General features: G+C 69.4%; 7 protein-coding genes and 1 pseudogene. 1 reads left to right on the top strand and 7 read right to left on the bottom strand.

Going from position 1 to position 8,722, the window contains the following annotated elements:
* The 4 genes and pseudogenes from RJQ01_RS00040 to RJQ01_RS00025 form a co-directional block, all read right to left on the bottom strand.
* Positions 1 to 480: pseudogene (locus tag RJQ01_RS00040) on the bottom strand (hypothetical protein); the annotation flags it as partial.
* A gap of 439 nt (positions 481 to 919) precedes the next feature.
* On the bottom strand, positions 920 to 1,720 hold the full coding sequence (locus RJQ01_RS00035) for an ABC transporter permease (RefSeq protein WP_350474648.1): 801 nt from the start codon (positions 1,718 to 1,720) through the stop codon (positions 920 to 922).
* Entirely contained in the window at positions 1,717 to 2,559 is an 843-nt protein-coding gene (locus RJQ01_RS00030; RefSeq protein ID WP_350474647.1) for an ABC transporter permease, read from the bottom strand. Before RJQ01_RS00030 ends, RJQ01_RS00035 begins: the two co-directional genes overlap by 4 nt.
* Positions 2,556 to 3,482 (bottom strand): ABC transporter ATP-binding protein, encoded by a 927-nt coding sequence (locus RJQ01_RS00025; RefSeq protein ID WP_350474646.1) that lies wholly within the window; start codon positions 3,480 to 3,482, stop codon positions 2,556 to 2,558. Before RJQ01_RS00025 ends, RJQ01_RS00030 begins: the two co-directional genes overlap by 4 nt.
* A 75-nt stretch (positions 3,483 to 3,557) precedes the next feature.
* Between RJQ01_RS00025 and RJQ01_RS00020 the strand changes: the two genes are divergently transcribed.
* The gene (locus RJQ01_RS00020; RefSeq protein ID WP_350474645.1) at positions 3,558 to 5,414 is read left to right on the top strand and encodes an ABC transporter ATP-binding protein; all 1,857 of its coding nucleotides are present in this window, start codon (positions 3,558 to 3,560) and stop codon (positions 5,412 to 5,414) included.
* A gap of 18 nt (positions 5,415 to 5,432) precedes the next feature.
* Here the strand turns inward: RJQ01_RS00020 and RJQ01_RS00015 are convergent, their stop codons facing one another.
* From RJQ01_RS00015 to RJQ01_RS00005, 3 genes are read right to left on the bottom strand one after another with little or no spacing between them, the layout of a single operon-like run.
* Positions 5,433 to 6,017, bottom strand: a complete 585-nt coding sequence (locus RJQ01_RS00015; protein WP_350474644.1) for an isochorismatase family protein — start codon at positions 6,015 to 6,017, stop codon at positions 5,433 to 5,435.
* 25 nt (positions 6,018 to 6,042) lie between these two features.
* The gene (gene dacB, locus RJQ01_RS00010; RefSeq protein ID WP_350474643.1) at positions 6,043 to 7,476 is read right to left on the bottom strand and encodes a D-alanyl-D-alanine carboxypeptidase/D-alanyl-D-alanine endopeptidase; all 1,434 of its coding nucleotides are present in this window, start codon (positions 7,474 to 7,476) and stop codon (positions 6,043 to 6,045) included.
* A gap of 42 nt (positions 7,477 to 7,518) precedes the next feature.
* Complete coding sequence (locus RJQ01_RS00005; RefSeq protein WP_350474642.1) at positions 7,519 to 8,496, bottom strand: Gfo/Idh/MocA family protein; 978 nt, start codon at positions 8,494 to 8,496, stop codon at positions 7,519 to 7,521.
* Positions 8,497 to 8,722: the final 226 nt, after the last annotated feature.

Raw genomic sequence — 8,722 nt, 5'->3', positions numbered from 1 at the left:
ACTGCGCTGCGACCCGATATGACCCCACGCACTCATCGGATCCGTGCTCGGATCCTCCGCCATCCAGAACAGACGCTGCTCCATGCACGAGTCGTACCGAATGTTCGCGAACGGCACCGGAGGAAGACAGTTCGCCACCCGTATCTGATTGAACCGCGCCGCGAACGACTCGAGGTCGTCGGTCGTGGTTCCCGCGACGCCCCCCTCGGAGACCGCGCTCGGCGCGCCCGCCGTGCTACCGGAGATCGAGGTGGCGCAGGCGGGAGACGAGGGGGTGGCGAGCTCGGTCGGCAGGGGTGCGGGGAGCGCGCGGTACACCACACCGGAATCCTCGGTCACGGCGCGGTTCGCCGGCGCGGGGGCGCTCGCGGCGGACCCCGCACCGTGTGCGGCGCGTTCTGACTCCGTCTGCGCAACGGCACCGCTGGCCGTCTCTGCGTCAGGCTCGTCGGTGGCGAGGCCCTCGGTGGATGAGGCCACGGCCGGCGCGTGCTGGCCCTCCGAGTCCATCACCGTCGGTGAGGGCGTCGGGGCCGGGACCGATGCAGGCGCAACGGCCTCGATGAGGCTCGCGCTCGGTGCACCACCCGGCTGGATCGACGTCGTGGCCGTCAGAGCGGCCGGAATTGCCGGTATCGCGACGATGATCACCGCTGCGATAGCGGCCCCCGAAAATACTGAACGCATCACGCTGTGCTCCCCCCGAAGCTTGGCACTGCTGGCAGCCCCCCGGCTGCTGATCACACGCTATGCCCGCGGCCTCCCGCGCACCAAGAGCGGGCAGTCGAAAAACGAACGGATCACCCGCGAACTGGGGTCACGGCCGAGGACTGGCTACCCCCGGTTGGGGGTACTGAGAGTTCGGAGAGCGGTCTGCACCGGCTTGCTGATCGTCGAGACAATCGTGACGCGCCGAGGGTCAGCGCAGAAAAAGGGCACGCAGGCGCCGCGTCGCCACGACGATGCCGACGGCGATCATCAGGCCGAAGTAGCCGAGATGCACCCACAGCGCGGGTGACAGCGCCCCCGTCGTCACACCCCGAATCAGCTCGACGCCGTGCCAGAGCGGCAAAGCCTGAATGACCCACTGGATCGCTTCGGGATACACCGAGATCGGGTAGAACGTCGCCGAGAACAGGAACATCGGCAGCATGATGAAGGTCACCCACTCGACCTGCTGGAAGGTTCTGAAGTAGCTCGTGATGGCCATGCCGAGGCTCGCGAAGCCGAAGGCGATCACGAGTACAGCGGGAAGCGCGAGGAGCGCCGTCCACGCCAGGTTGAGCCCGAGCACCTGCATGACGACCATGAAGCCGACGGCGTACAGGGCCCCGCGCAGAAGGGCGAGCAGGATCTCGCCGAGCGCGACATCGAGCGGCCCGAGCGAGGTCGTGAGCATGCCCTGGTACAGCTTGGAGTAGTTGAGCTTGAAGAACACATTCCACGTGGAGTCGTAGACGGCGCCGTTCATCGCCGAGACCGCGAGCAGGGCGGGTGCGATGTAGGCGGCGTACGACACCTCGACACCCGTCGAGGTCTGCACGGTGCCGACGAGCGCGCCGAAGCCGATACCGAGCGAGAGCAGGTAGAAGACGGGCTCGAAGAAGCCGCTGACGACGACGAGGTAGTTGGTGCTGCGGGTCGCCAGAAGGCCGCGGCGGATGACCGCCCGCGTGTTGCCCGCATACAGCGCGCCGCGCTGCGCGCGCACCGCGGTCATCGGTTCAACCGCCTCACGAAGTGCCGCCGCGTCGCCCACAGACCGACGAGGACGATACCGGTCAGGTAGCCCCCGTGCGTGACGGTGAGCCACAGCGGCTCCTCAAGCCCGTAGGTGGCGACCCGGCCGAGCTCGGCTCCGTGCCACAGGGGCGAGATCCACCCGATCGGCTGCAGGTAGACCGGCAGCTGCTCGAGCGGGAAGAAGGTGCCCGAGAACAGGAACAGCGGCATGATGCCGAAGCGCTGGATCATGGCCATCTGTCCGCGGTCGTCCTGAATGGTCGAGGTGTAGCTCGAGAGCACGAGCCCGATGGCCATACCGGTGAGGACGGCGGCGCCGATCGCGAGCGCTCCCCACACGGACGGCACGGCGCCGAACGCGAGGATCACACCGAAGTAGATGGTGACCGTCACGAGCATCCGCACGAGGATGGCGATCATGATGCCGTTGACGATCTGCCCACCGGTGAGAGGCGAGGCGTTCATGCCGAAGAACGTCGGGTTCCACTTGAACCCCATGAGAACGGGGTAGGTCGTCTCGTTCGCCGCGATCGTCATCGCGGCCGTCGCCATGAGGGCAGGGGCGACGAACTCGAGGTAGCTGACCCCGGCGACACCCTGCGGAACGAGGCTCGCGAGACCGACACCGAGGGCGAAGAGGTAGATGAGCGGGTTGCCGAAGCTCTGGAAGACAGCCTCGCCAACATAGCCCTTCATGGCGAGCAACCGGTGCTCGGCGACGTACCAGCTGCCCCAGCGGCGCGGCGCGGCGCCAGCGGCGAGCGCGCGCCGGGCATCCTCGCGATCGACGCGATCGGCGGTGTCTGCAGCGGTCACTCGATCAGGCTCCGACCGGTGAGACGCAGGAAGACGTCTTCGAGGCTCGAGCGCCGCACGAGCGAGGTGATCGGGTGCAGCCCCCGCTCGGTGAGCGCCACGAGCTCGGCCTCGCCGTTGGCACTGTAGATGAGCAGGCGGTCGGGCAGCACCTCAATGCGCTCGCCGAGGCCGACGATCTGCTCGGCGACCCGCGCGTTGCGGTCGCTGCCGAAGCGCACTTCGAGCACTTCACGGCTGGAGTGCTCGCGGATGAGCTGGGCGGGCGAGCCCTCCGCCATGATGCGGCCCTTGTCGATGACGACGATGCGGTCGCACAGCTGCTCGGCCTCATCCATGTAGTGCGTCGTCAGCACGAGCGTCGTGCCCTGCTCCTTAAGGCGAAAAAGGCGGTCCCACAGGATGTGCCGGGCCTGCGGGTCGAGACCCGTCGTCGGCTCGTCGAGGAGCAGGATGCGCGGCTCGTTGATGAGCGCGCGCGCGATCGTGAGGCGGCGCTTCATGCCCCCGGAGAGGTCGTCGACCTTCGACTTCGCGCGGTCGGCGAGCTGCGCGAACGCGAGCAGCGCGTCGGCGCGCTCGGCGACGAGCGACCGTGGCAGCCCGAAGTACCGTCCGTAGACGAGCAGGTTGTCCCGCACGCGCAGGTCTTGGTCGAGATTGTCCTGCTGTGGCACGACGCCGAGCTGAGAGCGGATGTCGGGGCCGTGGTGGTCGGGGTCGAGGCCCAGGATCGCGAGCTCGCCGCTCGTGCGCGTCGACACCGCGCCCACCATGCGCATGGTCGTCGACTTGCCGGCGCCGTTCGGCCCGAGCAGCCCGAAAGACTCCCCGGGCGCCACCTCGAAATCGATGCCGTCGACGGCGGCGACCTGCCCGTAGAGCTTGGTAAGGGCGGTCGCGGAGATCACGGGCTCGGGCACGACACCAGAGCCTAGACCCGCGCGGCGACGCCGCCGCACGGCTCGCTCATGGCCGGCATCGGGCAGGATCGTCGCATGAGCTCGAGCGCGCCCGCGGCCCCCGTCACCCCCCGACGTCGCCTGCTGGGAGGGCCGCCCGACGACGGCCCTCGGGCGAGCTTCAGCCAGCTCATGCCGTACCTGCTCGAGCATCGCACGGTGCTCTCGTGGGTGATCGTCATCAGCGTCCTCGGCGCCGCGGCCTCCCTCGCGCAGCCGCTGCTCGTGGCGCAGGTGATCACCACCGTCGAGGAGGGCGGAGAACTCGGAGGCCTGGTGGCGCTCCTCGTGAGCCTCGTCGTGCTCGCGGGGCTCCTCAGCGGCTTCGGCCACTACCTGCTGCAGCGCACAGGAGAGGGCGTCGTGCTCTCGAGTCGCCGCACTCTCGTGCGCCGGCTGCTGCACCTGCCGATCAGCGAGTTCGATCAGCGCCGCACGGGCGACCTGGTCAGCCGCGTCGGTAGCGACACCACCCTGCTGCGCGCCGTGCTCACGCAGGGCCTCGTCGAAGCGATCGGCGGCAGCCTTACCTTCGTCGGCGCCCTCGTCGCGATGATCATCATCGACCCCGTCCTGCTGCTGCTCACCGTTCTGGTGATCGCCGTCTCGGTCGTCACCGTCGTGCTGCTGTCGGCGCGCATCCGCGTCGCGAGCCGCAAGGCGCAGGAGAAGGTGGGCGACCTGGCCGCCGCGGTGGAACGGGCCATCTCCTCGGTGCGCACGGTGCGCGCCGCGAACGCGACCGAGCGCGAGATCGCGACCATTCATGAGGATGCTCGGGGTGCGTGGCTCCAGGGCCTCAAGGTTGCCAAGATCTCCGCGCTCGTCGTGCCGATCTCCTCGATCGCGCTGCAGATCTCGTTCCTCGTGGTGCTCGGCGTGGGTGGCTACCGTGTCGCCGCGGGTGATATCGAGATCGCCGAGCTGGTGGCCTTCATCCTCTTCCTCTTCCTGCTGATCGGCCCGCTCGGCCAGGCTTTCGGGGCGATCACGAGCGTCAACAGCGCGCTCGGGGCGCTCGGGCGCATTCAGGAGATCATCGCCCTGCCGAGCGAGGCCGAGGGCGACGACGATGTGGCCCCCGCCGCGGCCACCGACGGCCGCGCCGCGATCGCCTTCGAGGCCGTCCACTTCCGCTACCCGGAGGCCGCTCGCAAGACGGAGCAGGAGAAGGTGATCGCCGAGGTGGTCGGCGATGACGGTGCCCATGAGACGACGGTGCTGCGCGGGGTGACGTTCGCGGTGCCGCAGGGCTCGCGCACGGCCCTCGTCGGCCCAAGCGGGGCGGGCAAGTCGACGATCCTGTCGTTGATCGAGCGCTTCTACGACCCGACCGGGGGCGTCATCCGCATGGAGGGAGTCGATGTCCGCGCCCTCGACCGCACCGAGCTGCGCAGTCGCATCGGCTACGTGGAGCAGGATGCCCCCGTGCTCGCCGGCACACTGCGCGACAACCTCCTGCTCGGCTCGCCGACGGCGAGCGATGACGACTGCGTGGCCGTGCTCGAGCGGGTCAACCTACTCGAGGTGCTGCAGCGCAGCGACGACGGCCTGGGCGCGCAGGTAGGCGAGAGCGGTGTCATGCTCTCCGGCGGCGAGCGCCAGCGCCTCGCCATCGCCCGAGCACTTCTCGCTGCTCCGCCGATCCTGCTGCTCGATGAGTCGACGTCGTCGCTCGACGGCGTCAACGAGCGGCTCATGCGCGAGGCGATCGACGCGGTCTCCGCAGACCGCACCCTCATCGTCATCGCGCATCGACTGTCGACCGTCGTGGACAGCGATCAGATCGTCGTGCTCGAGCACGGGCGCGTGATCGGCACGGGCGTGCACGCCGAGCTCGTGCGCGAGGTGCCGCTCTATCGGGAGCTCGCCCAGCACCAGCTGCTCACGTAGGCCGCGCCCGGAAGTCGATCAGGAGCCGCTGACCTCGACGTGACCGCCCGCCGTCGCGATCTCGGAGAGCGCCGCCTCGCTCGACTCGGCCGCGACCCCGGCGACCAGATTGCGCAGAACGCGCACGGTGCGCCCGTTCTGCAGGGCGTCGAGGGCGGAGGCCCGCACGCAGTAGTCGGTGGCGATGCCCACCACGTCGATCTCGGTCACCTGGAGCTCATCGAGGGCCTGCGGCACGGAACGCCCGTCGTCGGTCGTCCCCTCGAAGATCGAGTAGGCGGGCACCCCCTGCCCCTTGCGCACGTGGATGTCGATGAGGCCTGTATCGATGCTCTCGTGGTACTCGGCCCCGTCGGTGCCGGCGACGCAGTGCACCGGCCAGGTCAGCGTGAAGTCGGGTTCGGCATCCGTCGCGAAGTGGCCGCCGTTGTCGTTGTCGCCGTCGTGCCAGTCGCGCGAGGCGATGACGACGTCGTAGAGGTCGGGGTGTCGGCGCACGTGCTCGGTGATCGCCGTCGCGACGGCCGCACCGCCGTCCACGCCCAGCGCACCCCCCTCGGTGAAGTCGTTCTGCACATCGATGATGAACAGGGCGCGAGCCATGTCGCCTCCAGGTCGAATCGGTCGGTCAGGTGGTGGAGAGTGCGTTGCCGCATCGGTAGACGCCCGTGGTCAGGGTGTCGAGGGCCTCGCGGGCATTGCCCTGGATGCCCTCGCCGACGGCGAAGAAACCGAAGGTCAGGCGGGTGCCGTCCTGAGCGGTCACGATACCGGCCAGGGAGTACGACGTGTCGATCCAGCCGGTCTTGGCGGCGACAGCACCCCTGGCGACCGCGTTCGACCCCGTGAACCGGCTCGACAGCGACCCGAACTGGCCGGCCACCGGCAGGCCCTGGGCGACGTGCACCAGCGAGCCCTCGCCGTCGGCGACTCTGAGCATGAGGCGCGTCACATAGGAAGGGGGCACGGCGTTGAGGTGGCTGAGACCGGAGCCGTCGCGGATCGTGAGCCCGGTGACCGGCACCCCGTACTCGTCGAGGGCGATGCGGAAGGCCGAGGTGAGGGATGCCGCCGAGCCGTCGAGGCCCAGGTTCTTCGACACGACGCGGGCGAGCATCTCACCGAGCGCGTTATCGCTCGTGAGCAGCATCTGGGGTATCAGGGCACTCACGGGCTGCGAGCGCACGATGCCCAGGGTCTCCGTGTCGGGTGCCGTGCCCAGCCGCGTGACGGGCGTGCCGCCCGGATTGCCTGCTGCGGCGAGCGCCTGCGCGAAGGCCTGACCGGCACGAGCGACCGGGTCGGTCGAGCGTGGGCTGGTGCCCGCGATCGGGTTCGCACGGTCTCCGTCGACCTGCAGAGCGGTGACCTCCGACTGGTAGCCGATCGTCTGCTCGCTGCGGGCCCAGGAGGGATCCCACTTGTCCGCCGGGTCCCAGTGCGTTGCGTCGAGCACGACCTCCCGAATCGCCGGAGAATCCGGATGCGCGGCAGCGTAGGCCGCGACGGTCTGAGCCGCGAGGTCGGCGAGCTTCGGAGCGCCTCGGTAGAAGCTCTCCTGACCGGGCGGCAGCCTGCTCAGCGTCGCATCGCCTCCGCCGACGATCACGACCGAACCCGGTTCGGCGCCGTCCACGACGCGCGTGCTCAGACGGTGATCGGGGCCGAGCGTGGCGAGAGCGGCGGCGGCCGTGAGCACCTTCATGACGCTCGCGGTGCGCACGGGTCGCTCGGCGAAACGCTCGAACAGAGTCTCTCCCGTATCGGCGTTCACGACGGAGGCGGAGAGCTCCCGCAGCCGGCTATCCCGCGCGAGCGCATCGATCGAGCACGTGCGCAGGCTCTGCGCGGCCACCGGGTCGTCGGGAACCGGCCGGGGATCAGGCTCCGGGGTCATCGTGGGGGTGGGCGTCGGCGTCGGCGCGGCGATCGGCTGGGCCCCTCCCGCCGACACCCCGGCGAGCAGAGAACCGGTGCCGAGCAGCACGAACGCGACCGTGAGCGCCGTGACCAGGAGAGAGCGCCGGCGAGCACGACCGGGCGTCGAATCCGGCTCCGTCATGCGGTCATGGTACCTCTCGGCTATGGCAGCCCGACGGGCCCGTCACTCCCCCGGATACCGCAGACCGATCTGCGCGCGGATCTCGTCGAGCACGCCCATGATCGCGACGGTCTCCTCCAGCGGCAACGAGGCCGGCGCCTCGCCCGCGACGCGCCGCTCCAGCTCCCAGGCCTGGAATTCCATGCCGCGCGTTCTCAACGGGTGCTCGAAGCGCTCGACGACGGAGCCGTCGCCGCCGTACTGCGTGAACGAGGTCGCCGTGTACCAGACCGGGTCGATGTCGATCCAGCCCTCGGTGCCGAGGACGGCAGCGCGATTGGGACCCCTGGTGTCGAGCACGGAGTGCAGCACGGCCTGGCGTCCGCCCTCGTGCACGAACTGCATGGCGATCTGTCGATCAACTCCCGTCGGCGTCATCGCCGCGTCAGCCGTGATCGAGGTCGGCAGGCCCAGCAGATCCACCGCGAGCGATACCGGGTAGATGCCAAGATCGAGCAGAGCGCCACCCCCCAGCTCAGGGTCCTGCAATCGATGCCTCGGGTCGGTGGAGATCGCCTGCGAGTGATCGGCGAGCACCGTGCGCACATCGCCGATCGATCCAGCGTCGAGAATCTCGTGGATGCGGACCATGTGCGGAAGGAAGCGCGTCCACATCGCCTCCATGACGACGACACCCCGCTTCGCGGCCCGGTCGGCGAGCTCGCGTGCCTGACTCGCGTTGAGCGTGAACGACTTCTCGACGAGCACGTGCTTGCCCGCGTCGAAGGCGAGCAGAGCGCACTCGTGGTGCATCGGGTGCGGGGTCGCCACGTAGACGGCGTCGACGGTCTCGTCGGCGACGAGCGCCTCATAGCTGCCGTGCGCCCGCGTTATGCCGAATCGCGCGGCGAACTCGTCGGCCGAGGACTGCGAGCGCGAACCGACCGCGGTGACTGCGAAGCCGCTCGCGGTGAGATCGGACGTGAAGGTGCGGGCGATCCCCCCCGTCGCCAGGATTCCCCAGCGCAGTCCCGGTGCCACAGCGGTCCTCCCTCGCGACCGGCATCGGCACCGCCCACTGCGAGCAAGCCTAGTGACGTCAGGTCAGCAGCTCACCCAGCGCGCGGCCGCCCGCGTGAAGCTGTACGGCTCGTTCGGCACACCACCGTGCGTCATCGCGAACAGGATGCACGTACCCGCCATGCTGCCCGTGTTGCCCGGCTTGTACAGCGACGCACGGTGACCGCTGGAAGCCCACCACTTGTCC

This window comes from Microcella sp., from assembly GCF_040286215.1.
In the GTDB taxonomy this organism is placed as follows: Bacteria; Actinomycetota; Actinomycetes; order Actinomycetales; family Microbacteriaceae; genus Microcella.
Note: the sequence above shows the minus strand (reverse complement) of the source record. Positions and strands in the feature narration are given on the sequence as shown.

What these genes read in the sequence shown, in the direction of transcription:
- RJQ01_RS00015 (WP_350474644.1), bottom strand. Translation starts at nt 6,017, where the DNA reads ATGGCTCGCGCCCTGTTCATCATCGATGTGCAGAACGACTTCACCGAG.
- dacB (WP_350474643.1), bottom strand. Translation starts at nt 7,476, where the DNA reads ATGACGGAGCCGGATTCGACGCCCGGTCGTGCTCGCCGGCGCTCTCTC.
- RJQ01_RS00035 (WP_350474648.1), bottom strand. Translation starts at nt 1,720, where the DNA reads ATGACCGCGGTGCGCGCGCAGCGCGGCGCGCTGTATGCGGGCAACACG.
- RJQ01_RS00020 (WP_350474645.1), top strand. Translation starts at nt 3,558, where the DNA reads ATGAGCTCGAGCGCGCCCGCGGCCCCCGTCACCCCCCGACGTCGCCTG.